The 24,760-nt window shown below is 74.0% G+C and carries 16 protein-coding genes and 1 pseudogene; 8 read left to right on the top strand and 9 right to left on the bottom strand.

Annotated elements, in window-relative coordinates:
- Positions 1-89 precede the first annotated feature (89 nt).
- Positions 90-4,874 (bottom strand): hypothetical protein, encoded by a 4,785-nt coding sequence (locus tag GGE06_RS07080; RefSeq protein ID WP_184930294.1) that lies wholly within the window; start codon positions 4,872-4,874, stop codon positions 90-92.
- 132 nt (positions 4,875-5,006) lie between these two features.
- Here GGE06_RS07080 and GGE06_RS07075 point away from each other — a divergent pair, with 132 nt between their 5' ends.
- On the top strand, positions 5,007-5,348 hold the full coding sequence (locus GGE06_RS07075) for a hypothetical protein (RefSeq protein ID WP_184930293.1): 342 nt from the start codon (positions 5,007-5,009) through the stop codon (positions 5,346-5,348).
- Here GGE06_RS07075 and GGE06_RS07070 read toward each other — a convergent pair.
- On the bottom strand, positions 5,330-6,247 hold the full coding sequence (locus tag GGE06_RS07070; RefSeq protein WP_116157355.1) for a LysR family transcriptional regulator: 918 nt from the start codon (positions 6,245-6,247) through the stop codon (positions 5,330-5,332). The genes GGE06_RS07075 and GGE06_RS07070 overlap by 19 nt on opposite strands.
- A 61-nt stretch (positions 6,248-6,308) precedes the next feature.
- On the opposite strand from GGE06_RS07070, the gene GGE06_RS07065 reads away from it, so the two are divergent.
- A complete protein-coding gene (locus GGE06_RS07065) occupies positions 6,309-6,659 on the top strand; it encodes a DoxX family protein (RefSeq protein WP_184930292.1) in 351 nt (116 codons plus the stop codon).
- A gap of 26 nt (positions 6,660-6,685) precedes the next feature.
- Here the strand turns inward: GGE06_RS07065 and GGE06_RS07060 are convergent.
- Both GGE06_RS07060 and GGE06_RS07055 read right to left on the bottom strand, forming a co-directional pair.
- Positions 6,686-7,303: pseudogene (locus GGE06_RS07060) on the bottom strand (DDE-type integrase/transposase/recombinase); the annotation flags it as partial.
- 121 nt (positions 7,304-7,424) lie between these two features.
- Positions 7,425-8,843 (bottom strand): polysaccharide lyase 6 family protein, encoded by a 1,419-nt coding sequence (locus tag GGE06_RS07055; RefSeq protein ID WP_116157358.1) that lies wholly within the window; start codon positions 8,841-8,843, stop codon positions 7,425-7,427.
- A gap of 549 nt (positions 8,844-9,392) precedes the next feature.
- On the opposite strand from GGE06_RS07055, the gene GGE06_RS07050 reads away from it, so the two are divergent.
- Both GGE06_RS07050 and GGE06_RS07045 read left to right on the top strand, forming a co-directional pair.
- On the top strand, positions 9,393-13,145 hold the full coding sequence (locus tag GGE06_RS07050) for a choice-of-anchor D domain-containing protein (protein ID WP_184930291.1): 3,753 nt from the start codon (positions 9,393-9,395) through the stop codon (positions 13,143-13,145).
- 62 nt (positions 13,146-13,207) lie between these two features.
- Positions 13,208-14,572, top strand: coding sequence for a hypothetical protein (locus GGE06_RS07045; protein ID WP_181924414.1), 1,365 nt, complete (start codon positions 13,208-13,210; stop codon positions 14,570-14,572).
- A gap of 15 nt (positions 14,573-14,587) precedes the next feature.
- Here GGE06_RS07045 and GGE06_RS07040 read toward each other — a convergent pair whose 3' ends face one another.
- The 5 genes from GGE06_RS07040 to GGE06_RS07020 form a co-directional block, all read right to left on the bottom strand.
- The gene (locus GGE06_RS07040) at positions 14,588-15,466 is read right to left on the bottom strand and encodes a DUF4232 domain-containing protein (RefSeq protein ID WP_184930290.1); all 879 of its coding nucleotides are present in this window, start codon (positions 15,464-15,466) and stop codon (positions 14,588-14,590) included.
- 53 nt (positions 15,467-15,519) lie between these two features.
- Positions 15,520-16,593, bottom strand: coding sequence for a 5'/3'-nucleotidase SurE (surE, locus tag GGE06_RS07035; protein ID WP_184930289.1), 1,074 nt, complete (start codon positions 16,591-16,593; stop codon positions 15,520-15,522).
- A 118-nt stretch (positions 16,594-16,711) separates the two neighbouring features.
- Positions 16,712-17,980, bottom strand: a complete 1,269-nt coding sequence (locus GGE06_RS07030) for an MFS transporter (protein WP_184930288.1) — start codon at positions 17,978-17,980, stop codon at positions 16,712-16,714.
- A 93-nt stretch (positions 17,981-18,073) separates the two neighbouring features.
- A complete protein-coding gene (locus tag GGE06_RS07025) occupies positions 18,074-19,465 on the bottom strand; it encodes an NAD(P)/FAD-dependent oxidoreductase (RefSeq protein ID WP_184930287.1) in 1,392 nt (463 codons plus the stop codon).
- Between the two features lie 329 nt (positions 19,466-19,794).
- A complete protein-coding gene (locus GGE06_RS07020) occupies positions 19,795-20,652 on the bottom strand; it encodes a PaaX family transcriptional regulator (protein WP_312883048.1) in 858 nt (285 codons plus the stop codon).
- Between the two features lie 156 nt (positions 20,653-20,808).
- Between GGE06_RS07020 and GGE06_RS07015 the strand changes: the two genes are divergently transcribed.
- The 4 genes from GGE06_RS07015 to GGE06_RS07000 are packed head-to-tail and all read left to right on the top strand — an operon-like array spanning position 20,809 to position 24,612.
- Positions 20,809-21,720 carry an SDR family NAD(P)-dependent oxidoreductase gene (locus GGE06_RS07015; protein WP_184930286.1) on the top strand — a complete coding sequence of 304 codons (912 nt, stop codon included), beginning with the start codon at positions 20,809-20,811 and terminating at the stop codon, positions 21,718-21,720.
- A gap of 11 nt (positions 21,721-21,731) precedes the next feature.
- On the top strand, positions 21,732-22,601 hold the full coding sequence (locus tag GGE06_RS07010) for an amidohydrolase family protein (RefSeq protein WP_184930601.1): 870 nt from the start codon (positions 21,732-21,734) through the stop codon (positions 22,599-22,601).
- A 10-nt stretch (positions 22,602-22,611) separates the two neighbouring features.
- A complete protein-coding gene (locus GGE06_RS07005) occupies positions 22,612-24,126 on the top strand; it encodes an acyl-CoA synthetase (RefSeq protein WP_184930285.1) in 1,515 nt (504 codons plus the stop codon).
- 30 nt (positions 24,127-24,156) lie between these two features.
- The gene (locus GGE06_RS07000; protein WP_184930284.1) at positions 24,157-24,612 is read left to right on the top strand and encodes a MaoC family dehydratase; all 456 of its coding nucleotides are present in this window, start codon (positions 24,157-24,159) and stop codon (positions 24,610-24,612) included.
- Positions 24,613-24,760 lie beyond the last annotated feature (148 nt).

Here is a 24,760-nt window from a genome sequence, read left to right as displayed (position 1 = left end):
GCCGCTCCTCCGACGACGCCGCCCCGTCCACCGCCCCGGTGGGCGGGGCGCCGTCGTGGGCGTGGGCCGGCCGGTGAGGCGGCCGTCCGTCACCTGCCGCGAGCCCAGGCCTCCTCGAACATCTCGTGGAGGGGTGCCGTCGGCAGCACCCGCAGGAACGGGGAGCGGATCCGGTTGTCCCACATCGGTCGCACCTGGTGGGTCGTCAGTTTCACGGTCTCCAGGGGAAGGTGCGGGGCCTTGAGCTCGGTCCAGTCGCCGGGCAGGAACAGGGTCCGGCCGGCCCGTGCGCGCTTGGCCTCCAGGACCGCGCCGGTGGCGAGGAGTTCCGCCCGGACCTCCGCGTGCCGCTTGGTCGACCAGCCGTTCCACCGCCGCACGTTCCGGTCGGTGGGCGCGGCGAGGGTCGCCAGCTGGAGGTAGAGGGCGGCCGCGTCCTCGCCCACGCCGAGCTTCTCCGCCGCCCGGGCGACGAGCTCCGGGCAGGACTGACGGGGGTCGGCTTCGTACGCGCCGGGCGGTACGGCTCCGGACCCGGCGCGGCGCATCATGCGGTCGAGGCCGCCGCCGGTGAGGAGCGGTGCCACACGGTCCAGTTCCTCGCCGAGGTCGGTGATCCCGCGGAGCTCCCGCCAGGTCTCCGGGTCGGTGACGGCCGCGGGGCGGAGGAAGGAGGCTCCGCCGGGGGCGCACACCACGAGGGGTCCGGAGTCGTAGGCGCTGACGCGATCGGGCCGCTCCTCCGGGTGTCCGGCCACGGGGAGTCGGTCGGGCCCGAACCGCTCGGCGATCCTCGCCGACGTGTCCTTGACGCGGCCGCCGGGGAGGTCCAGGAGCAGTTCCGGGCGGTCGAGTTCGGCGCGGAGCCGCTCGTACAGGTCCGCTGCGCCGGCCAGGGCGGGGTCGCCGACGGGCCGGTCCGTCCAGGCCCAGACGAGGGCGCTCGCGATCTCCGTGAGCGGGAGCCCCACGGGCGTCCGGTAGGGCAGCTCGGGGCCGGCCGGCGGCACGGCCCTGACCTCCACGCCCAGGCCGTGCGGGTTCCCCTCCAGTTCCCAGCCGGCCGCGGGCACGGTCGCGTCCTCGGCGGCGTCGTAGCCGCCGGCGAGGCGCCGGGCCCACACGTCGGCGAGGCCGAGGTCGGCTTCCAGGGCGTCGGCCGTCTCGTCGTGCACGGCGGGCCGGGCCCCGAGGAGCTCCCGCCACGCCCCGGCCATCCGTTCCACGGCGGCGACGAGTCCGCCCGGCTGCCACAGCTCGGCCGGGTCGTCGGGCAGCGCGGCGGCCAGGACGGCCCTCCGGCCCGCGCCACCGAGCCGGGTGCGCAGCCGTTCGTACGTCTCCGCCGTCAGCGCGCTCGCCCTGTAGGGGGCCTTGCGTACGAGGGCACGGTCCTCGTCCCGGCCGTCCCGGCCGACGAGTCCGGCGACGACGAGCCGGGCCACGGCCCTTCGTACGCCGGTCAGTTCGGCGAAGCGCGCGGCCGCGGACTCCGGCAGGGCGAGCGGGCCGTGGGTGTCGACGGCGGCCACGAGGGCGCGCAGCCGCTCGGCGTCGTCGCGCTCCACGCGCACGTGCCGTACCTCGGTGGCCACGTCCGGGACCGGGTCGGTGTGCGGGTTCCCGGCGACGGGCGCGACGAACCAGCGCTCCGCGTCGCGGTCCCGTACGGCCGCGGACGCGACGGCCGTGCCGCCCGCGCGCAGGAGGTCCACGAGCGCGGGGACGGACGTCCGCCCCGCCCACCAGCGGCTGCCCGCGCGGGCGAACGGCTGGTCGGCCCAGGTGTCCAGGAGCGCGAGGAGCGCGGCCCGTTCGGTGTCGGGGGTCGGCGCCACCACCGCCCGCCAGGCGACGGCGTCGATCGAGCCGAGGAGCTGCGACCAGTCGTGCGGCGGGGCGGGCGGCGAGAGCCGGCGCACCTCCTCGACGATCGTCCCGGCCAGGAAGGCGCCGTCGGCGGCGAGCGCGGTCAGCGTCGCCGGCAGGGCCACGTCGGGGGTCCGCCGCCAGGCGTCGGGCTCACCGTTCTCGACGAGGCCGCGCAGGGCGGGGACGAGCTCGGTGTCCGGGGCGGACCGGCGGAGCCGCACGGGCGGCGCCTCGGCGAGGAGGGCGACCCGCCGGTGCAGGGCGCGCCGGCGCTCCTCGACCCGGACGGCCCGCTCGGCCACCGCGGCGACGGCCTCGGCGAGGACGGGGGCGGTGACGTCGGGCAGTTCCCGTGCCACGGCCTCGCGGAGCGCCGTCGTGCCGCCGGACGCAGCCTTGAGGAGTGCGTCCGCCGTCTCCCGGCCCACGGCCCGCAGCGCCCGCGACCCGGCGGCGTCCCTGGTCCGGAGCAGGTACCAGAAGGCCGGGGGCAGGGCCACGCCGTTGGAGGGGGTGACCCGCCGGGGCGGCTGCACGCGGGGGTGCCGGGGCGAGTGGTGTCCGTCCAGCTCCCACAGCAGGACGCCGTCCGCGGCGTACGCGCGGACGCCCGTGCGTGTCTCGGCGTCGGCGAGGACGACGTCCTCCGCGGCGCCCTCCGGCGGCGCCCACAGGGCCCAGGGCTTCTGCCCCTGGCGGTCGATGGAGAACCGGGCCGTGCGCCCGTCGATGCTCTGCACCAGGTACTCGTCGGCCGCGGGGTCGCGGTGGGGGGTGCGGAACAGGATCCGGGTCCCGACGAGTCCGTCCCTGCTGCCGAGCGGGGAGTCGGCCAGTCCGGCGGGCAGCGGTGCGAGGTGGAGGGCCTCCACGGCCAGGGCCATGCCCTCCTCGGAGGGTTCCGTCGCCGGGTCCGCGCTCACGGGGCGGCCGGGGAAGTCGGGCACGTCGGCGCCGCCCCGCGGCTCTCCGGTGACCGGGTCCACCAGCTCCCAGGGGCGACGCCGGTACACGCCGTTGGTCCAGATCCGGGTGCCGTCGCCGAGCTGCAGCTCGTTCCCGTCGATGCCCTCCGTGTCGCCGGGGCGGAGCGCGCGCAGACCGCCGTGCCGTCCTCCGCCGTCGGCGGTCTCGAACTGGAAGCCGTAGGCCCCGTCCAGCTTCCCGCCGAACGGCACGAGACCGCCCGGCTCGTCCGGGGTGAACGGCTCGTCCGGCCGGTCCGCCCAGTGGGCGGTGTCGCAGAAGTAGGGGTCGGGCTTGACGGTCCAGCTGACGAGGAAGGATCCGCCGGCGTAGTGGACGGCGTACATGGTCGCGTCCTCCGGCACCGTGAACCGGCAGGAGCCCCGGACCCCGTCCGGGTCGACGGCGACCGCCCGGTCGCGCCCGAACACGGTGAGCACCGGCCAGGTGCAGGTCACCCCGGCGACGCCGGTCACGCCCGGGACGGGGACGGTGTCGTCGGAACCGTCCTCGGCATCGGTCTCGGCTTCCGCTTCGGCTTCTCCTTCCGCTCCCGCTTCCGCTGCGAACTCCTCGTACACCGACTCCAGGGCGGGCCAGACCAGTTCCTCCGGGAGGCCGGCCGCGAGCGAGCGGCGCAGGGCGCCCGCCGCGCTCGTCGCGCCGAGGGCGTCGGCGATCCCGCCGAGCGCCGTCACGGTCGGGCGGTCGAGGAGGGTCTCCAGCTCGGCCACGGACTCCTCGGCGCCGGCCATGCCGCCGCCCCCGACGATGTCGACGAGCCTGCCGACCCGTCCGGCGACCTCGTGGGCGATGCCTTCGTTGCCGGGGAGCAGCGTCACCGCCGATCCGGGCTGCCGGCCGCGCGACCTGGGCCAGCTCGGCAGCAGGTCCGCGTGCACGGTGCCCTCCAGGCGGGGGCCGAACACGGGGTCGGCGGCGAGCGCGGCGAGGTCGCGGCGGGACTTCTCGCCCCAGAAGCGCATCCGGACGTCCGGGCCCGGGTCGGCGACCGCGACCCCGGCGGCCAGGCAGGCGTCGAGGACGTCGGCGTCGAAGCCCTGGTAGTGGTGGCGGGTGGTGTGCAGGGTGACCGGCGCGCCCTCGGCCCGCAGGCGCGGCCCCAACCGGCCGATGAGGTCGAGGAGTTCCGCGGGGAGCGGCTGGCGCGCGACTCCGCCGCCGGCCTGCAGGGCGTACTGGTACATGCGGACGAACCCGCCCAGCCAGACGTGCAGCCCGCCCTCCGGTACGACCCGGCCGGCCTCCATCGCGGCGGTCGCGCCGCAGCCGATGAGCAGCCGCAGCCACGCGCCGCCGTCGGTGACCCCGCCGGGGAAGACCTCCACCAGGCCGGCGGCGCTCGCGTCCGTCGGCGGATGGGCCGTCAGGAGGGGTGCGGCCGCCGTCAGGAGGGCGTCCGGCACGGACTTCTTCCGGGTGGCGGACAGGATCGCGCCGACGAGCCGGGCGACCTCCGCGTCCCCGAGTCCTGCCGTCTTGGCGGAGGCCCGTACGCGACGCACGAGGTCCGCCGGGAGGTCGGCGGGCGAGGCCGCCCACGCGGTGAGGAACGCCTCCAGGGCGGTGTGCGCCGCGGCGGGCTCCAGCGTCTCCGCGAGGAACCGCTGGTGGGCGCCGAACTCCTTGGCGGGCATGGCCCCGCCCTTGGCGAACAGCAGCCCGTTGGCCCGGCGGTAGGCGGGATCGACCGGCAGTCCGTGCTGGTCCTCGGCCGCTCGCGCCGCCACGTAGGCCCGCCCGCCCGGCCTGCTTCCGTAACCGATCAGGCGGTGCCCCACCGTGTCCCAGAACCAGGGCAGGTGCTCCGGCGGCAGCTGCCGCGCCCGCCGCGCCATCGCGTCGACGACGGCACCGGGCTTCGTCCAGGACCGGTTGATCTCGGCCCCCATGTCCTGGACCAGCGCACGCGCGGCCTCGACCGCGGCCGGGTCGTGGGCGGCGACCCAGTCGGCGTAGGTGGTCGACACGTGCGTACCGGTGGCGGGCAGCAGGGCATCCAGCGAGACGATCATGCCTTGGATCGTCGCACGGGCCACTGACAACGCCCTGGGCGGCGGGTGTTGTGGCGTCCCGGGACGTCCCGGGGATGCTCGGACGGCTCGGAAGCGGCGCCTCCGTGTCCGCGGCCTGCCACGATCGCCGCCATGTCAAAGATCCGTTCCGCCCTCTCCGTGGCGGGGGCCCTGGCCGCCCTCGCCTTCGCGGCCTCACCCGCCTCCGCGGGCACCGACGGCCAGCAGATCCTCTTCAGCGACGACCGCGGTGACACCTACTCGGTCCTGATCTCGGGCCACAACCAGGACGGTCAGCCGGTCAGCCACTGCTTCGACACCCCCGCGACCGACAACTACCTGTCCGGTTGGTGGTGGAAGGGAACCGTCGCCGTCACCGGCTACGCGCGCTCCGGCTGCTCGGGAGAGCTGTACGACTTCGGCTTCACCGTCCCCGCGAACTGGTCCAGCGACTACTACCAGGTGTGGGACTGACCCGTGTCCGCGTCCCGGATGTGCGTGCAGCAGCGGACGAAGTCCCGTACGACCGGGTCCGTGTCGGCGGCGGGGGTGCGGGCGACGCCGACGCGGGTCGGTCCGATGCCGGTGACGGGTCGGTAGACGACGCCCGGGCGGGCGTAGAAGCGGGCGGCCGACTCCGGGGCGAGGGCGACGCCCTGGCCCTGGTCGATCGCGCTGAGCCAGTCGTCGGGCTGGTCGACGACGGCCCCGATGCGGGCGGGCCGGCCGCCGCGCGCGTCGGCGGCGAGCCAGAAGTCCCGCCAGGCGCCCGTCTCGGCCGGGGCGGCGACGAACGGCTCGTCCAGGAGCTCCTCGAACGCGATCGTCTCGCGGCCGGCGAGCCGGTGGTCGGCGGGGAGCGCGACCCAGCGGGGTTCGGTCAGCAGGACGTCCACCCGCAGGTGCTCCTGGCCGGGGAAGGGCAGCCGTACGAGGGCGACGTCGACGTCCCCGGCGGCGAGTCCGGCCGTGGGGTCGGACCAGGCCGCCTGCCGCATCGCCACCCGCCAGTCGGGTCTGCGGCGCGTGAACTCCTCGACGATGGGACGGGTGGACTCGTTGGCCGCGCTCGCCAGGTAGCCCACGCGCAGGACCCGTTCCTCCCGGCCCACGGCTGCCTTCACCTCCTGGAGCGCACGGCCCAGGTCCGCAAGCAGCCGGGGCGCCCGCTCCGCGAGCACCCGGCCGGGTTCGGTGAGGGTCATCCCGGCCTTGGAGCGGGTGAAGAGCCGGGCGCCGAGCTGCGCCTCCAGGTGCTTGATCTGCTTGGTCAGCGCGGGCTGCGAGACGTACAGCCGCTCCGCCGCGCGCGTGAGGCTGCCTTCCTCCGCGACGGCGACGAAGTACCGCAGGAGCCGGGTGTCCACATCCATGCCGCCAGGTTATGGATGCCGGCATTGGACGCCAAGACCGCGCGTGGGGAGCCTTGAGGACATGTCCCTCACCTACGCCTCGGTCACCCTCCTCACCGCCGCCGCCAACGCCGGCATCGCCGCCGCGGACTTCGCCCGGGCCCGCTTCGTCCTCGCCAACTCGGCCGAGGTGGGCGTGCCCGAACGCTGGATCCCCTGGCTCGCGGCCTTGAAGGCCGCGGGCGCCGCAGGGCTTCTGCTCGGCCTCCTGGGCGCCCGTCCCATCGGCCTCGCGGCCGCCGTCGGACTGGTCCTGTTCTTCCTCGGCGCGGTCGCGGTGCACGTCCGGACCCGCGTCCTCCACAACATCGCCTTCCCGGCCGTGTTCCTGGCCCTGGCGACCGGCTCCCTCGCCCTCGCCGCGACGCGCTAGGTGTATTGACCTGCAGCGTTGTTGACGCGGGTGAAGCGTTCGACCTTGCCGTTGGTCTGCGGCCGGTAGGCGCGGGTGAGTTTGCCCGTGGCGCCGAGGCCGGCCAGGGCGGCCTTCCAGGCCAGGCCCTTGCGGTAGGCCCAGGCGTTGTCGGTCAAGACCCGCTCGATCCGGTCGATGCCCTGGGAGTGGAAGAACGCGGCCGCGCGGATCAGGAAGCCCGCGCAGGTCGCGACCTTCTCGTCGCCGTGGATCTCGCTGTAGGCCGGACGGGAGTGGTCGTCGACGGCGGAGTGGATGTAGTCGAAGCCCATGTTGCTGCGGGTGGCCCGGCCGGCCTGGCGGCCCAGGGTCCTGTGGCCGCCGCCGTCGGGGATCCGGCCGAGCTTCTTCACGTCCACGTGGATCAGCTCGCCGGGACGGTCGCGTTCGTAGCGGCGGATCACCGTGCCGGTCGGCCGGTCCGGCCAGGCGAGCCGGTTGAGCCGGTGGCGGGTCAGGATCCGGTGCACGGTGGAGGCGGGCAGGCCCAGGATCGGGCCGATCCGGGCCGGGCCGAGCTTGCGGCTCCGTCGCAGGTCGCAGACGCGTTCGACCAGCAGTCTCCTACCGAAGCCGGTCAGCCGGGCATTACGGTGGGCCACGAAGACCTCCGGGCGGTGAGTTCCTAGACGGCTCCCACCACACCGGAGGTCTTCGCCATGTTCAAGACCACGGCCGTGTCAACAACGCTCGTGATCAATACAGCCGGACAGGCCCTAGGGGTCAGGAGGCGTTCGGGCCCACGTCCGTGGGGGTGAGGGGGCGGCGGACCGGGGGCAGGGTCGAGTACTCGTCGGCGCCGATGTCCCGGGCCGTGCCGCGGACGTGGCCGTCGATGTCCTCGGGGACCGGGGTCGTGGTGAGCGTCGCGGCGCCGATCGCGGGGCTGTCGGCCGCGAGGCGGAGGATTCCGTCGGACGAGGGCACGAGGCGCGGGTCGACGCGGGTGTAACCGCCTGCGGGGATCGTGCCGTTGGAGGCCGCGCCCCACAGGATGTTGCTCTGCCAGGTGAAGCCGGTGGTCGCCCCCATCGCGACGAGGCTGCCGCTGTCCCCGACGAGGAGGTTGTCGGCCACGACCACGTCACGCGGCTCGTAGGCGCGGGTCTCGCCGGAGAGGGAACTCTTGTTGGCGCGCAGGGTGTTGTGCACGATCACCGCGCGGTCGCAGGCGTCGTTGCCGCGCCGCTCCTCGGTGGTCTCGCCCTCGTGGTGGTCACGCGTGGTGCCGCTGCCGATCACCAGGGCGCGGCCGGTGAGGCCGGCGAGGTGGTTGTTGACGACGAGGTGGTCGTTGCCGTAGAGGCGGATGCCCTCCTTGCCGCCGAGCAGCCAGTTGCCGTCGACGGTGGAGCCGTTGCCGTGGCGGAGCACGATGCCGCCCTGGCTGTCGCGGACCGTGTTGTACCGGATGGTGTTGCCGGAGGACTTCACCGAGATGGCCTCGGGGTCTCCGTCGCACCGCTCGAAGAGGTTGTACTCCACGGTCGCGTCGGCGTCGGACAGGGCGCGGCTGCTGACGCCGAGCCGGATCGACTCGCCGCCGTTGGCGCCCGCGTAACGGTGGTCGGAGAAGTGGTTCTTGAAGACGTGGAGGCGCTGGGCGATGGCGGTCGTGCCGGGGCCGTCGACGACGAGGAAGATGCCCTGGGTGGTGCGGTCGTGGAAGTGGTTCCGGTCGATCTTGGCGTCGTCGCCCTCCACGAGGACCCAGTCGAGGCCGTCCACGTCCGCGAACCGGATGTCGTTACGGGTCAGCCGGATGCCCGTGGTGCCGGCCGGGATCTCCAGGGTGCCGCTCTGCCGGAGGGCGAATCCGCTGATGGTGACCGCGCTCGCGCCGTCGAGGACGAAGCTGCGCTCGCCCTGGAGGACGGCGCCGCCGCGGGTCTGCGAGACGATCGTGATGCCGCTGCGCCCCGAGACGTCGATGGCGCCGCCCGAGGGGACGGTGTACGTGCCGTCGGCGACGACGATCCGGTCGCCGGGGACCGCCCGGTCGATCGCGCTCTGCAGCGCGCTCAGCGAGGTGACCGGCGCCGGTTCGGCCGCCGAGGCGCCGGTGGCGAGCAGGGTGTCGAGCGGGACCGCGGCGGCCGCCGCGCCCAGCAGCGAGCCCTTGAGGAAGGTACGTCGTCGCATGATGCCTCCTGGAGGTGGGGTGGTCGTCGTTCTGGGTGGTCCTGGCACCAGGGAGGTCGTCCTGGCCCGGGGACGCCGAGGGGCCCTGGCCCGCCGGGGCGCTGGGCGGGCCCCCACGGCCCGTCCCGTGCCCCGACCGGTCAGGGCCGGTTCGGACGGCCGCCTCCCCGGCGGCCCGGACGTGTCCCGGCCGGTGCCACCCCCACGACGGCTCCCGTCAGGACGACGGCCGCAACGGCGCCCGCCTCGGTGCTGCGCGTTCCGGTCTGTGCCTCGGAACGCGTCGGCAGGACTCCCGGGCGGGTGGTCACGCCTCCCTGGCCTGCCGACACGCACCACCTTGCCGAGCGCCGCTCACGTCTCGCTCACGTTCCGCTAACGCCCCCGGACGTGACGGACCGTCGGGAGACCGTTCGGGCCGCCCTCCGATCGGGTGGACCTGCGCGGCGGAACCGGACATCATGGCGTTCGCGCGAGACGGCCGGTTCACGATGAGGCCGGCGGAGCGTCCCGGTCTTCGTCCTCGTGCGCCCACCTGAAGGGGGAGAGATGGCCGGCCGACGCAGGGCGATCGCCCGACTGATGACGATGTCGCTCACGGTGGGCCTCCTCGGGGGGACGGCCGCGGGGACCGCGGTCCCCGCCGATCCCGGGCCACCGGACGCCGCCGTCGCCGCCGCGCTCCCCCTGGCGCCCTCCGCGGACCAGACGACGATCTCCCAGGACGATCTGCGCACCGGCTGGGACCGGGACGAGCCGGGGCTCGCGCCCGACCAGGTGTCCAGTTCGGACTTCGGCCTGCAGTTCTCCACGAGCGTCGACGGCCAGGTCTACGCGCAGCCGCTGGTCGTGGGGCGCACCCTGGTCGCGGCCACCGAGAACAACAAGGTGTACGGGATCGACGCCGCCACCGGCGCGATCGGCTGGACGAAGGACTTCGGCGCCCCCTGGCCCGCCGCCACCATCAACTGCGGTGACCTGGTGCCGAACATCGGGGTCACCTCGACGCCGGTGTACGACCCGGCGAGCAACGCCGTGTACCTCACGGCCAAGGTGAACGACGGCGCCGACGCCCAGCATCCCAACTGGTACGTGCACGCGCTCGACCCGGCGACGGGCGCCGAGCGCGCCGGCTGGCCCGTGAAGGTGGCGGGCGCGCCGGTGAACGATCCGGGCCGGGCGTTCAACCCGTACACCGCGGCGCAGCGGCCGGGGCTGCTCCTGATGGGCGGTTCGGTGTACGCGGCGTTCGCCTCGCACTGCGACCGCGGCCCGTACGTGGGCTACGTCATGGGTGTGAACACGTCGACCCGGAAGACGACGCTCTGGGCCACCGAGGACTCCTCCGCCAACGGCATGGCGGGGATCTGGATGAGCGGGGGCGGTCTGGTCTCCGACGGTCCCGGCCGGATCGTGTTCTCGACGGGCAACGGGGTCTCCCCCGCGCCCGGCCCCGGCAACCAGCCGCCGGGGCAGCTCGCGGAGTCGGTGGTCCGGCTCGGGGTGAACAGCGACGGCACGATGTCGGCGCAGGACTTCTTCAGCCCGTCCGACGCGCCGGTGCTCGACCAGAACGACACCGACCTCGGCTCGGGCGGCCCGGTCGCGCTCCCCGAGCCGCTCTTCGGGACCAGCCGGTATCCGCGGCTCCTCGTCCAGATCGGCAAGGACGGACGGCTGTTCCTGCTCGACCGGGACGACCTCGGCGGCCGGAGCCAGGGCCCCGGCGGCACGGACAAGGTGCTGGGCACCTTCGGTCCGTACGAGGGCGTCTGGGGGCATCCCGCGGTGTACGGCGGGCAGGGCGGTTACGTGTACACGATCGGCAGCCGGGGGCCGCTGCGGGCGTTCGCGTACGGGCTCACCGGCTCGGGGCTGCCCGGGCTCACCAACACGGGCAGCAGCACCCAGACGTTCGGCTACACCTCGGGTTCTCCCGTGGTGACGTCCACGGGGACGAATCCGGGTACGGCGCTGGTGTGGGCCGTCGCGTCGGACGGGGCCAACGGTGCCAACGGGCAGCTGCGCGCGTACGACGCGGTGCCCGTGAGCGGGGCGATGCGGCTGCGCTGGTCGGCACCGATCGGCACGGCCTCGAAGTTCTCGGTGCCGGCCACCGATGGCGGTCGGGTGTACGTGGGGACGCGGGACGGGAAGGTGATGGCCTTCGGCCGTCCCGCCAACGCCGCTCTGACGGGTGCTCCGGTGGACGCCGGCGAGGTCGCGGTCGGGTCGACGGGGACGGCGACGGCCACCGTCACGGCGACGCGGGACGTGACGATCACGGGGGTGAGCACGCCGGCGGGCAGCGCGTTCTCGGCGTCGTCGGCGGGGCTGCCCCGTACGCTGCGGACGGGCGACACCCATACGGTCCAGGTGTCGTTCTCGCCGACCTCGCCGGGGCCCGACACCTCGTCCCTGACCTTCGCCACCGATCTCGGCGACAGCGCGCTCGGTCTCACCGGGTACGGGACCCGGCCGGGCCTCCTCGCGACCCCGGCGGCCCTCGACTTCGGGACGGTGGCCACGACGACGCGGAAGACGCTCGGCGTGACGTTCACGAACACGGGGACGGCCGACGAGACGATCTCCTCGGTCTCCCTGCCGTCCAGCCCCTTCACCGTGTCCGACCCGCCGGCCGCCGGCACGGTCGTCCCGCCGCGGCAGTCCGTCACCGTGCAGGTGGCGTACGCGCCGACGGCAGCCGCCCAGGACACCGGGACGCTCGCCGTCGGCAGCACGAACGGCACGGTGTCCGTGGCTCTGAGCGGCACCGCCGTGACGGGTGAGGCGCAGCTCACGATCACCCCGACCTCGACGGCCTTCGGCCAGGTGAAGGTCGGCGAGTCCGTGACGAAGACCTTCGACATCAGCAACACCGGCAACATCCCTCTCACCATCACCAAGGCGAAGCCTCCGGCGGCCCCCTTCCAGGTCACGAATCCGATCAGCGAGGGCCAGGTCCTCGGCCCGGACGACGTGGTCCACCAGGCCGTCACCTTCTCCCCCACGTCCATCGGCGCGGTGACGGCCGCGTACGAGCTGACCTCCGACGACGGGAGCGGTTCCCACAACGAGGCCCTGACCGGCTCGGGTGTCGCCGGGACCACGGTCACCGTCCCCACGCCCGGCGCGGGCGGCTGGAAGCTGAACGGCTCCGCGCGGATCTCCGGCAACGACCTCCAGGTGACCCAGGCGAGCGCCTCGCAGCGCGGTTCCGCGGTCTGGCCCGTGCCCGTCCTGACGGACGGTCTCAAGGCCTCGTTCACCACGGTGATCGGCGGCGGCACCGGCGCCGACGGCATGACGTTCTCGCTGCTCGACCCGGCGCGGACCACGCCGTCCGCGCTCGGCGGGGTCGGCGGCGGCCTCGGGTACACCGGCCTCCCGGGCGTGGCCGTCGCCTTCGACACGTTCAAGAACGCGGGTGATCCGTCCGCCAACTTCGTCGGCATCGCCACCGGGGGCAGCGGCTCGGCCCTCACGTACGCGTCGACGACGACGAACGTGCCGAACCTGCGGTCGGGCACGCACACGGTCGCCGTCTCGGTCGCTGGCAAGACGGTCACGGTCTCCGTGGACGGCACCCAGCGGCTGCGGACGACGGTCGCCTCGCTCACCCCGACCGCCCTGCTCGCCTTCACCGGCGGGACGGGCAGCATCACCGACATCCACGCCGTGCGGGGCGCGACGATCACCGCCTCCTCGTACGCCGTGCCGCCGCCGGGCCCCAACGGCTGGACGTACAACGGCAGCGCGGCCCTCTCGGGCACCACGCTCGTCCTGACCCCGGCCCAGGCCTATCTGAAGGGCTCGGCGGTCCAGGCCACCGCGGTGCCGTCCGCGCGGCTGCGGGCCCGCTTCACCGCCACCCTCTCGGGCGGCACCGGCGCCGACGGGCTCGCGCTCATGCTCCTCGACGCGTCCCGTGCGACGCCCACCGCCCTCGGCGGCGGGGGCGGCGGCCTGGGCTTCGCCGGCCTGCCCGGCGTGGCGGTCACCCTGGACACGTACCGCAACGCCGGGGAGCCGTCGTCGAACTTCGTGGGCGTCGCGACCGGCGGCTCGGGCACCACCCTCCAGTACGCGGCCACCTCGACGGCCGTGCCCGCGCTGCGTACGGGCAGCCATGTGATCGACGTGAACGTCACCGGCGCCGGCCGCCTCGTCGTCCTGGTCGACGGCACCCAGGTCATCGACGTGGCGCTGACGCTCCCCAACAACGTCCTGGTCGGATTCTCCGGTGGCACCGGCGGTTTGACGGACCGTCACGCGGTCACGGAGGTGCGCGTCGGCTACTGAGGTACCCTGCTCGCCGCTCGGAGCACGGACCCGATCTCTTCGACGAGAGGCGAGCGACACCGATGACCGAACTGAGCCGGATATACACGGACGAGTGCCTGCGCGGGGACGGCGGCCTGGCGACGGCCGTCGCGCGGGCCGAGCTGCCTCCGGCCTTCGAGGAGGCGTGGCGCCCGCACCTGCTGCCCCGGCCCTGGTTCGTCCCCGCCTCGGAGACGGCCGCGTTCGCGCGGGACCTGGAGGGACTGTTCGGCCTCCTGCTCTCGCTGCCGGAGCGGCTCTTCGACGGGGACGTCGAGCGGTACGCGGCGGCGATCGGGCTCGAACCGGCGCTGGTGGCGCTGCTCCGCCGGGCCGGGTCCGGCGTCCCCGCCAAGCTGGGTCGTGCCGACGCGTACCACGACGGCACGGCGTTCAAGCTCCTGGAGTTCAACCTCGGCAGCGAGGTCGGCGGCCTCGACATGGACGTCTTCGACCAGGCGCTGCTGCGGGTCCCCGAGTTCGCCGCCTTCGCGCGCGAGCACGGCCTCGGCCACGTGGACATCGCCGCGCGGACGGCCGCCGTCCTGCGCGACCGCGCCCGCCCCGCCCTGTCCGGCTCCTCCGAACCGGTCATCGGCCTCATCGAGGGGCGCGGAGGCGTCGGCCCGTACGGCCGGCTGATGCGCGCCACCCAGGAGGCGATGGCCGAGCAGGGCCTCGACCTGCGGATCGGCGAGATCGGCGACGTACGCGCGCGTGCCGACGGAAAACTCACCCTGGACGGCACTCCGCTCGACCTGGTGCTCCGGAACTTCGCGGCGAGCCAGCTGCTCGACGATCCGGAGGGGCCGGCGGTGGCGGAGCCGTTCTTCCGCGCCCACGAGGCGGGCAGGACCGTGTTGTTCACCTCGCTGGAGAGCGGCCTCTACTCCCACAAGAGCGCGCTCGCCCTCCTGTCCGACCCGCGGTCGGCCGGGGCCTTCGACGCCGGCGAGCGGGCCCTGGTCGACCGGGTGCTGCCGTGGAGCCGGGCGCTGCGCGCCTCCGGTCCCGGCGAGCCGGTACAGCCGTCCGAGCTGGTCGAGCTGGTCGAGCTCTGCCGGGAGCGGCGGGAACGGCTGATCCTCAAGCCCGGGGCCGGGTACGGCGGTCTGGACACCTTCGTCGGCTGGGAGTGCACCGACGCCGAGTGGTCCAAGGCCCTGGACCTCGCGGTCGAGCGCGGCGGCTATGTGGCGCAGGAGCGGGTCGTGCCGCGTCCCGAGCCCGTGTACGACCCGGCGACCGGGACCGTGGAGGACTGGATCGCGGCGCTCGGCTTCTTCCTCACCGACGACGGCTACGCGGGCGCGCACGCGCGCGTGAACCGTGCCGACGGCGGCGCGATCGTCGGGATGAGCAGCAACCCGGACACCCGGATGGCCGGGGTGTTCACGTACGCCTGACGGGGTGCGGCGGGCTCAGCGGTCGTCCTCCTTCTTCCAGGGACCGACGCCGAGCCTGCCCGTGGTGCCGAGGTCGAGCTCGGGGGTCACGGTCACCGGGGCGGCGCCGGGCTTCGCCCACACGCGCGCGTAGGGGGCGTTCACCGGCATGCCGGCCTCGACGGTGTTGCGCCAGACGAGCCCGGCGTACGCCCGCTCGCCGGGCTCGAGCGCGAGCGGCAGGGCAGGGCCGTCGGCTCCGGTGCCCGTGGCGACGGCCTCGCCGCCCTTGAGCACCGTCACGCCTTCGACGGGCTCGTGGTCCTCGTCCCGGAGTTCGACGCGGGGGTGGCCCTGGAGCCGGTACGTGCCGGTGCCGCAGTTCTCCAGGTGGAGGCCGACGACGCGCAGGCCCATGGCGGCGTCGCCCTGGTCGGCGTACACGCGCACACCCGAGGGCGGGCAGACGCCGCCCTCGGACGGTGCCTCGGACGTCGGGACGCTCCGCACCTTCACGACCTTCACGCGCGCGGTCCCGGACGCACCGGGCGGGAGGTCGTCCGCGGTGACGGTGCGCCGGACGGTCGCCCCGGGGGCGACGGCCGGGGCCGTGTCCTCGACGCTGGTGAGCGCCTGCCCCGCCTCCGAGAGGAACTGGAGGGTGACGGTGTAGGTGAAGGGTTCGGTCTCCCGGCTGGTGAGGGAGTACGCGGCGCAGGGGCGGGGACCGGTGCCCGTGGCGAGGACGGTGACGCCGTCATCGCCCGGAGCGGCGGAGACGCGGTCCCCCTTCCCGCAGCCCGTCGTCGCGGTGGCGCCGCCGCCCCCGGCGGCTCCCCGGGACTCGGCACCGCAGGCGGTGAGGAGCAGGAGGCCGGTGAGGGCGGCGGGAAGGGCGAGGCGGGTTCGGCGCATGGGAGTAGTCGACCAGGCCGGGCTCCCCTCCGCCGAGGCGGGGTCCCGAAGCGTCAGCGGCGAGGGGCGTCGCGTTCGACGTACGCGCGGATCTTCCGCAGCGTCTCGGGGTGCGGTTCCCGCACGCCGTAGGTGCGGTCGGCGGTCACCGGTGCCACGGCGATCCGGCCGTCGCGGAACAGGGCGGTGGAGTCGGCGTCCTTCACCGTCTCGGTGCACGGATCGCCCGGCTTCTCCTCGCAGAGGCCGAGGCCGATCGCGAAGGAGTTCTCGCCGGTCTGCTCGTAGGCGTGCCAGACGACCTGTCCGTGGCCGACGCGTGTCCAGAGGGGCGGGCCGGCGGGGGTGCCCGTGCTGACGTCGGGGTAGTCGACCTTGAGGGCGAAGTCGGGTGTGAGCAGCCCGCGTTGCCGGAGGCCCGCGACGAAGCGGGCGCCGAACTCGGCGTTGGCGCGGTAGTTGACGCGCGGGAAGAACGTGTTCGTCTCGTCGCCGGCGGACGAGAAGGCGATCGCGGGGACGTGCTGGTCGATCGCGGCGACGGCGGCGCCCACCGTCCCGGAGTCGTTGACCTGGGCGGAGACGTTGGGTCCCGAGTTGATGCCGGTGAGGACGAGGTCGGGGGCCCCGGTCCAGCCGGCCTTGGCCTTCAGGCCGGCGCGGAGGGCGAGCTTGACGGTGTCGGCGGGGGTGGCGGACGGGGAGTCCTTCGTGCAGGAGCCGTCGGCGAGGCAGACGCCGTAGACGGCTCCCCCGGAGGGGGCCTGGGCGCAGTCGTCCTCGTAGCCGGCGGGCAGGGCGGTGCGGCGCTGGGCGGTGAGCACGCCGCCGTTGGTGACGGCGGTGCCCTTGCCGGACTGGACCTGCCAGGGCGCCATGACGACGACGTCGGCCCCGGCGGCGCACATCGCGCGGCGGAGCTCGTACAGGCCGAGGCCGTCGGAGTTGCTCGCCTTCGCCGCCTGCATCGAGTCGTCGTCGGAGATCAGGATCCGCATCCCGGCCAGCGGGAGCGGGGCGGCCTTCTCGGGCGTGGTGGCGTACGCGGTCACTCCCGTCGCGGCGAGCAGCGCGGCCCCCAGGGCCGCGAGTCCGATTCTTCGCGTGGTCGACGTCTTCGACGACATGGGCGTGGTCCCTTCGGTGGGGAGGGGTGCCGGGCGGCGCTCGGTCAGGTCGCGCCGCCCGGCGTCGCGGCTCCGGGACGGCCGCGAGTCCGGGGGTGGTGCCGTGCGGACGTACCGCTCAGCGCACCGACTTGATCGGGACGACCGCCGCCGCGCCGACCAGGGTGATCAGGGCGGCCGTGAGGTACAGCCCGTCGTAGCCGATCGCGCCGACGAGCGTCGCGGCCAGGAACGGGGCGAGGATCTGCGGGCCGGCGTTGGCGACGTTGAGGACGCCCATGTCGCGGGCCGCGTCGTCGGCGCTGGGCAGGACCAGGGTGACGAGGGCGGTGTCCACGGCCATGTAGCAGCCGAAGGCGAGGCCCGCGATGACGGTGAAGACCAGCATGCCGGTCCAGTCGGGCTTGACGACCGGGACGACCATCGCGAGGCCGGAGAGGGCGCAGGAGATGCCGACCAGGGGCTTGCGGCGGCCGATGCGGTCGGAGAGCAGTCCGCCGAGGACGGTGGCGAGCAGGGTGACGCCGGCGTCGATCGGGGCGATGAAGGCGACGGCCTCGGTGGGATCGAGTCCCTCGGGGAGGGCGATGTGGTCCTGGAGGATGTACATCTGGAAGAGGGAGACGGAGAAGAAGCCGAGCATCATCAGAAAGCGGCCGATGAAGACCCAGCGGAAGTCGGCCGACTTCATGGTGTCCGCGAAGGCGGCCAACTGCCTTCTCAGCGGCACCGGTTCGCCCGCCGGCCGCTTGCGCTCGCGTACGACGGCGGTGAAGAGGACGGCCGCGCCGGCGATCACCGCGCCGAAGACGAGGTGGCCGAGGGGGATGTCGGAGGGCACGAACAGCGCGGCGGTGGAGATGCCGACGGCAGAGCCGATGGGGGTGCCGATGCCGACCATCGCCGAGGCCAGGCCGCGTCGTTCGACGGGGACGCGGTCGGGGACGACGGCGGTGAGGGCGGCCTGGTAGATGTTCATCATCGCCTGGACGAGGCACCAGGCGATGGTGACGAGGAGGACCGTGCGGGCGGCGCCGAGGAGCGCGAGCGCGCCGAGGGCCGCCAGACCGCCGCCCAGGATCCACGGGTTGCGCCGTCCGGAGCGGTCGGAGAGCAGACCCGCCAGGGGGTTGAACAGCGTGGCGAAGATCGCGGCGACACCGGAGACGAGACCGAAGTTGGCGACCTTGTCCGCCGGGTCGACCAGTTCGACCTGGACGGGCAGGAGCACCGCGCCGATGCCCATGTAGACCATGTACATGGCGGCGTTGGCCACCGTGAGCATGGGCATCAGGCGCCACAGGGCGCCCCGGCCGGCGGCGGCCGGGCCGGAGGTCTGCGGCTCCGACTCGGCCGGTGGCACCGGCCGGACTTCGGATGCGTTCATGTCGTTCTCCTCGGCCGCGGCCCCCGGGAGGCGGGCGTGCGACGGGTCAAGCGCGAGCGGGGCAGGCGGTGCGGTGGTGCGAGGGGGGGCGGGTCAGCTGTCGAAGCCGAGGCCGAAGCGGTCGAGGGTGCGCAGCCAGAGGTTGCGGCGCCCCTCGTTCCGGTCGGCCCGCGCCATCGACCACCTGGTGATGTTGATCCCGAGCGAGCGGACGGGCTCGGGCGGGAACGGCAGGGGCTTGCGTCGTACGAGTTCCAGGTCGGTGCGCTCGGTGTGCTCACCCGCGAGCAGGTCGAGCATCACGTCGGCACCGAAGCGGGTGGCGCCGACGCCGAGCCCGGTGAATCCGGCGGCATAGGCGACCTTCCCTTGGTGACACGTGTCAAAGAAAACGCAGAAGCGGGTGCTGGTGTCAATGGCCCCGCCCCAGGCGTGACTGAACCGAACCCCTTCGAGCTGCGGAAACGTCGTGAAGAAATGTTCGGCGAGGGTCGCGTACGTCTCGGGTCGGCGGTCGTGCTCGGCGCGCACCGGGCCACCGTGGTAGACGGCGTCGTAACCGCCCCAGAGGATGCGGTCGTCGGCGGAGAGCCGGACGTAGTGGAACTGGTTGGCGCAGTCCGCGAAGCCCTGGCGGCGCTTCCAGCCGACGGAGGCGAGCTGCTCCTCGGTGAGCGGCTCGGTCATCAGCGCGTAGTCGTACACGGGGACGGTGTACGGGCGGTGGCGCCGGACCAGGGACGGGTAGGCGTTGGTGGCGAGGGCGACGCGGCGGGCGGTGATCCGGCCATAGGGGGTGTCGACGGCGACGACGGCGCCGTGCTCGTCGAGCGAGGTGGCGGGGGTGTGCTCGTGGATGCGGACGCCGAGGTCGAGGCAGGCCCGCTTGAGTCCCCAGGCGAGCCGGGCGGGGTTGACCATGGCGACGTCGTCCTGGTGGAACACGCCGCCGAGGAAGGTCGGGGAGTCGATCTCCGCGCGGACCGCGTCGGCGTCCAGGAGGAGGGGCTTGCCGCCGAAGCGGGCGGCGGCCTCGGCCTCCTCGGCGAGGCCGTCGAGCTGGTAGCGCTCGGTGGCGACGACGAGGGAGCCGGTGCGCTCCCAGTCGCAGTCGATGCCGTACCGCTCGATCGCGTCCTCGATGCCCTGGAGGTTCTCGCGGCCGAGGCGCTCCAGGCGGCCGATCTCCTCGGGCCAGCGCTGGAGGCCGTTCGCGAGGCCGTGGGTGAGGCTGGACTCGCAGAATCCGCCGTTGCGTCCCGAGGCGGCGCCGCCGACCTCGTCCGCCTCGACGAGCACGACGTCCGTGGAGGGGTCGCGCTCCTTGGCGAGGAGGGCGGTCCACAGGCCGGTGTAGCCGCCGCCGACCACGAGGAGGTCACAGGTGGTGCCGCCGACGAGGGCGGGGGCGGGCTGCGGCCGGCGGGGGTCGTCGAGCCAGAACGGGGTGTGGTCGACGTCCCGGAGCGAGCTGAGGTGGTCCATGGGGATTCCTTCGGGGTCGCGGAGACGCCCGGGCGCGGGGCGTCTCCGAAGTGCCGCCATGAGACTCCGCCGCGCACGACAAGGTCAATGGTGTTGACGTAAGAGCGCCTGGGCCGGCCGACTCCTGGACGCCCCGCAGGTCAGCGCGTCGACTCCCGGTGGTCGGGCGACTCCCGGCCGTCGGGCGACGCCCGACCACCCGGGCGATCAGACCGCCGGCCCCTGGACGCCCCGCGGCGACTGCCCTGCCGGCGCCCGGCCGTCCCGCCGGCGCCCGGCTCACCCGGGCAGTCGCCGCCCCGCCCACCCGGGCAGTCACCCCCCGACCGCTACCCCTCCGGCTCCCAGCGGTCCAGGATCTCCTCCGCGATCCGCCGGGCCCCCGGCTCGAAGCGGGCGGAGAGGTCGCGGAAGAGCGTCTCCGCGGTCTCGGCGGGCCAGTCGGCGGGCAGGTGCTCGGCGGGGAGGTGGGGGTCGCGGCGGACCAGGTCGAGCCAGTCGGTGTGGAGCAGGAGCAGCCGGCCGAGGTCGTCGCGCGCCTCGCCGGGGGCGGCGCCGTCGCCCCAGCGGGCGAGGAAGGCGCGGTATCCGTCGGCTATGGCGTCGACGTCGAAGGCGGTACGGAGCAGATCCCCGGCCTCGGTGGGCGCGGCGGCCTCGCCATGGAAGGCCCTGATACGGCCCCCCAACCCGAGCTCGGCCGCGATGGGCGCGACGTCGACCCGGCCGGGGGCCACCCAGAGGCCGCTCTGCAGGGGGCCGAAGCCCGCCCACATGAGCCGCGAGCGCAGGTCGTGCCGTTCCCGGCGCCAGGACTCGGGCAGCGAGAAGCCGACCAGGGTCCAGGTGCCGTCCCAGGCGCGGTTGACGGCGCCGGTGCGGTGGATCCGCTCCTGGCCGTCGGCGAGGACCTCCGCGGCCCGGGGCGTGAGCGAGAAGTACATCCGGCGTCCGCGGCGGTGCCGTTCGAGGAGTTCGCGGCCGACCATGCGGGTGAGGGTCGAGCGGACGGCGTCCTCGCCGACGTCCACGCGCGCGAAGGCGTCGATCACGCTCGCCGAGGACAGGGCGGTTCCGGTACCGAGGACGTGGATGCCGAAGAAGGTCAGCATCAGGGACTGCGGGCGGGGCGAGGAGCCGGGTTCGGCGGGCGATCCGGTCTCGGCGGTCGGGGCGGGCTGTGTCACGGGGACAGCGTAGGGCGGGATCCGGCAGCCCGCCTCAATATTCGGCAGTTCATTGACGGCCGACAAAAGAATGCCTAACTTGTTCGCTCGACGGTGCCTGTCCGGCCGCGATCCCCCGCGCCCCGCACCGCGTTTCACGGGAAAGGACCCCCGTTCATGACTCATGTGGACCTCTCCGGCAAGGTCGCCGTCGTCACCGGCAGCGGCCGCGGACTCGGCCTCGCCTACGCCCGCTCGCTGGCCGCCGCCGGCGCCGCCGTGGTGATCAACGACGTCGACGCCGAGGCCGCCGTCGATGCCGTGCGCCTCATCACCGCCGACGGCGGCCGCGCCGTCGCCGAGGTGGTGCCGGTCGGCTCCGCCGAGGCCGCCGAGGCCCTCGTCGCCCGCGCCGTCGACAGCTACGGCCGGCTCGACGTCATGGTCACCAACGCCGGAGTCCTGCGGGACCGGGTGCTGTGGAAGATGACCGACGAGGACTTCGACACCGTCGTCGAGGTGCACCTGCGCGGCACCTTCACCTGCGTCCGCGCCGCCGTCGAGCAGATGCGCGCCCAGGGCGAGGGCGGCCGGATCGTCGTCGCCGGCTCCCCCGCCGGCCAGCGCGGCAACTTCGGGCAGACCAACTACGCCGCCGCCAAGGCCGGGATCGCCGCCATGGTGCGCACCTGGGGCATGGAGCTGGCGAAGGCCGGCATCACCGCGAACGCCGTCATCCCGGTCGCCGCGACCGCGATGACCAAGACGATCCCCGTCTTCGCCCCGCACGTCGAGGCGTTGGAGCGGGACGGCATCGCGTTCCCGGACGGCCTGCGCAAGGGCGAGGGCTTCGGCACGCCCGAGGACGTCGCGGGTCTGGTGACCTTCCTCGCCTCGGACGCGTCCGCCGGGGTGACCGGCCAGTGCGTCGGCATCGGCGGCGACAAGCTCTCCCTGTGGTCGCACCCGCAGGAGGTGTCGGTGGCGTACGCCGACGGCGGCTGGAGCGCCGACGCGATCGCCGCCGCCTGGCCGGTGACCGTCGGACGCACCCCCGAGACCTTCGGCATCCCGGCGCCGCAGCTGTGAGCGCCGGCCCGATGGACGTGGACGCGCTCGTCGCCATCGACGTGCACACCCATGCCGAGGTGTCCGAGAAGGGCGGGGCGTCGCTCTCCGCCGAGCTCGACGCCGCCGCCGGGGCGTACTTCAAGGCGGAGCACCGCCACCCCACGCTGCCGGAGATCGCCACGTACTACCGCGAGCGGCAGATGGCGTGCGTGGTGTTCACGGTGGACGCGGAGTCCGCGACCGGCACTCCGCCGGTTCCGAACGAGGAGATCGCCGAGGCTGCGCTGCAGCACCCGGACGTGATCGTCCCGTTCGCCGGCGTCGATCCGTACAAGGGGAAGGCGGCGGTCCGTCAGATCCGGCGGCTCGTCGACGAGTACGGGGTGAGGGGCTTCAAGTTCCACCCGAACGTCCAGGCCTTCCACCCCAACGACCGCATGGCGTACCCGCTGTACGAGGCGATCGAGGACGCCGGGGCGATCGCGGTCTTCCACACCGGGCAGACGGGCATCGGCGCGGGCGCTCCCGGCGGCGGGGGCATCCGGCTGAAGTACTCCAACCCGATGGACGTGGACGACGTCGCCGCGGACTTCCCCGGGATGAAGATCGTCCTCGCCCATCCGTCCTTCCCGTGGCAGGACGAGGCGCTCGCGGTGGCCACCCACAAGCCGGAGGTGTACATCGACCTGTCGGGCTGGTCGCCGAAGTACTTCCCGCCGCAGCTGGTCCGGTACGCCAACAGCCTGCTGCAGGACAAGGTGTTGTTCGGCTCCGACTTCCCGCTGCTCGCGCCGGACCGCTGGCTGGCCGACTTCGCCGAGCTCCCGATCAAGGACGAGGTCCGTCCGAAGATCCTCAAGGAGAACGCGGCCCGACTGCTCGGGCTCACCGGAAACTGAGGGGTACCCCATGCGCAACCAGGGCATCGGCTCCTGGCCCGCCCGCCGCGACCGCCGGTCGCCACGGCGCACCGCCCTTCTGCACGAGGGCCGCGCGATCGACTACGCCGAACTCCACGACCGCTGCACGCGGTTGGCCCACGCCCTGCGGGGTGCCGGGGTCGGGCGGGGGGACCGGGTGGCGTTCCTCGGGCCCAACCATCCGTCGTATCTGGAGACGCTGTTCGCGGCCGGGCTCCTCGGAGCGGTGTTCGTCCCGCTCAACACCCGGCTCGCGGCGCCGGAGTTGCTCCATCAGCTGACCGACTCGGGCAGCACCGTCCTGGTGCACGCCGGGCAGTCGGCCGAGCGGGTGAAGGAGCTGGCGGAGGGGGCCGGCGTCGGCACCGTGCTCGCCGTGGACGGCGGACCGGGTGCCCCGTACGAGGAGCTGCTCGCGGCCGCGTCGACGGAGCCGGTCGACGAGGAGGTGGGGCACGAGGACGTCTGTCTCATCATGTACACCTCGGGCACGACCGGCCGTTCCAAGGGTGCCGTCCTGACCCACGGCAACATCGTCTGGAACGGCCTCAACGTCCTCGTGGACACCGACCTCGCCGGCGACGAGGTGGCCCTGGTCGCCGCACCGCTGTTCCACACCGCCGCCCTCAACATGAGCTGCCTGCCGGTCCTCCTGAAGGGCGGCACGGTCCTCCTGGAGTCCTCCTTCGACGCCGCCCGCACCCTGCGGCTGATCGAACGGCACCGGGTGACCTGCATGTTCGGCGTTCCGACGATGTACGACGCGATGGCCGCGGCCCCCGGGTGGGCCGACGCCGACCTGACCAGTCTGCGCAACCTGCTGTGCGGCGGCGCCCCGGTGCCGACCCGCACCGCCCAGGCCTATCTGGACCGCGGCCTCGCCTTCGTCCAGGGGTACGGCATGACGGAGACCGCGCCGGGCGCCCTGATCCTGGACCGGGCCGACTCGGTGAGCCGCGCCGGTTCGGCGGGCGTCCCGCACTTCTTCACCGACGTCCAGGTCCTGCTGCCCTCGGGCGAGGAGGCCGGGCCCGGCGAGAAGGGCGAGGTCGTCGTCGCGGGACCGAACGTGACCCCGGGCTACTGGAACCTTCCGGAGGCGACCGCCGCGGCCTTCCGCGACGGGGGGCGCTTCCGGTCGGGCGACGTGGCCACGGTCGACGAGGACGGCTACGTACGGCTCGTCGACCGCCTCAAGGACATGATCATCTCGGGCGGGGAGAACATCTACCCGGCCGAGGTCGAGGACGCCCTGCTCGGGCACCCGGACGTCGCCGAGGCGGCCGTCATCGGCGTGCCCGACGCCCGCTGGGGCGAGGTGGGACGCGCCGTCGTCGTCACCCGCGCGGGAGCGACCGTCACCGCGGAGGAGCTGATCGCCCACCTGGAGGCCCGGCTCGCCCGCTACAAGATCCCCAAGAGCGTCGTCCTCGCCCCGGACCTCCCCCGCAACGCCACCGGGAAGCTGCTCAAGGCCCCGATCCGGGCGCGCTACGGCGCCTGAACCCCCCTTCCACGAACAAGGAGTACCACCATGGCTCTCACCGTCCACGGCATCGACGAGATCAAGGCCCAGGCAGGGGCCGGCCTCGGTCACAGTTCCTGGGTCGAGATCGCCCAGCCCCGCGTCGACACCTTCGCCGACGCCACCGACGACCACCAGTGGATCCACGTCGACGCCGAGCGCGCCGCCGCCGGCCCCTTCGGCGGCACCATCGCCCACGGCTATCTGACGCTCTCGCTGCTCATCCCGATGTGGAGCGAGCTGCTCCAGGTCGAGGGCGTGTCGATGGCTGTCAACTACGGCCTCAACAAGGTGCGTTTCCCCTCCCCCGTGCGCGTCGGCTCGAAGATCCGCACGCACGGCCGCGTGGTGTCCGTGGAGGACGTCAAGGGAGGTGTCGAGGTCGTCGTGGACCTCACCGTGGAGATCGACGGCGTCGCCAAGCCGGCGTGCGTCGCACAGGCGGTGTACCGCTTCTTCGCCTGATCCCGGTGTACGCCGAGGGGGCGGCCGCTGATGCGGCCGCCCCCCTTCCGCGTACCGCGCGCCGGGGCGTGGCGGGGGCGGCGGTACGGTTTCCCCCGCCCCCACCGCCCCCACCGCCCCGAGAAGCCGCGACAGCCCCGCCAAGCCC

The sequence above is a fragment of the Streptomyces nymphaeiformis genome (assembly GCF_014203895.1).
In the GTDB taxonomy this organism is placed as follows: domain Bacteria; phylum Actinomycetota; class Actinomycetes; order Streptomycetales; family Streptomycetaceae; genus Streptomyces; species Streptomyces nymphaeiformis.
Note: the sequence above shows the minus strand (reverse complement) of the source record. Positions and strands in the feature narration are given on the sequence as shown.

Coding starts and splice junctions, on each gene's coding strand:
- GGE06_RS07010 (WP_184930601.1), top strand. CDS start 21,732: ATGGACGTGGACGCGCTCGTCGCCATCGACGTGCACACCCATGCCGAG.
- GGE06_RS07075 (WP_184930293.1), top strand. CDS start 5,007: ATGTCAAAGATCCGTTCCGCCCTCTCCGTGGCGGGGGCCCTGGCCGCC.
- GGE06_RS07055 (WP_116157358.1), bottom strand. CDS start 8,843: ATGCGACGACGTACCTTCCTCAAGGGCTCGCTGCTGGGCGCGGCGGCC.
- GGE06_RS07005 (WP_184930285.1), top strand. CDS start 22,612: ATGCGCAACCAGGGCATCGGCTCCTGGCCCGCCCGCCGCGACCGCCGG.
- GGE06_RS07040 (WP_184930290.1), bottom strand. CDS start 15,466: ATGCGCCGAACCCGCCTCGCCCTTCCCGCCGCCCTCACCGGCCTCCTG.
- GGE06_RS07065 (WP_184930292.1), top strand. CDS start 6,309: ATGTCCCTCACCTACGCCTCGGTCACCCTCCTCACCGCCGCCGCCAAC.
- GGE06_RS07000 (WP_184930284.1), top strand. CDS start 24,157: ATGGCTCTCACCGTCCACGGCATCGACGAGATCAAGGCCCAGGCAGGG.
- GGE06_RS07030 (WP_184930288.1), bottom strand. CDS start 17,980: ATGAACGCATCCGAAGTCCGGCCGGTGCCACCGGCCGAGTCGGAGCCG.
- GGE06_RS07045 (WP_181924414.1), top strand. CDS start 13,208: ATGACCGAACTGAGCCGGATATACACGGACGAGTGCCTGCGCGGGGAC.
- GGE06_RS07080 (WP_184930294.1), bottom strand. CDS start 4,874: ATGATCGTCTCGCTGGATGCCCTGCTGCCCGCCACCGGTACGCACGTG.
- GGE06_RS07050 (WP_184930291.1), top strand. CDS start 9,393: ATGGCCGGCCGACGCAGGGCGATCGCCCGACTGATGACGATGTCGCTC.
- surE (WP_184930289.1), bottom strand. CDS start 16,593: ATGTCGTCGAAGACGTCGACCACGCGAAGAATCGGACTCGCGGCCCTG.
- GGE06_RS07025 (WP_184930287.1), bottom strand. CDS start 19,465: ATGGACCACCTCAGCTCGCTCCGGGACGTCGACCACACCCCGTTCTGG.
- GGE06_RS07015 (WP_184930286.1), top strand. CDS start 20,809: ATGACTCATGTGGACCTCTCCGGCAAGGTCGCCGTCGTCACCGGCAGC.
- GGE06_RS07070 (WP_116157355.1), bottom strand. CDS start 6,247: ATGGATGTGGACACCCGGCTCCTGCGGTACTTCGTCGCCGTCGCGGAG.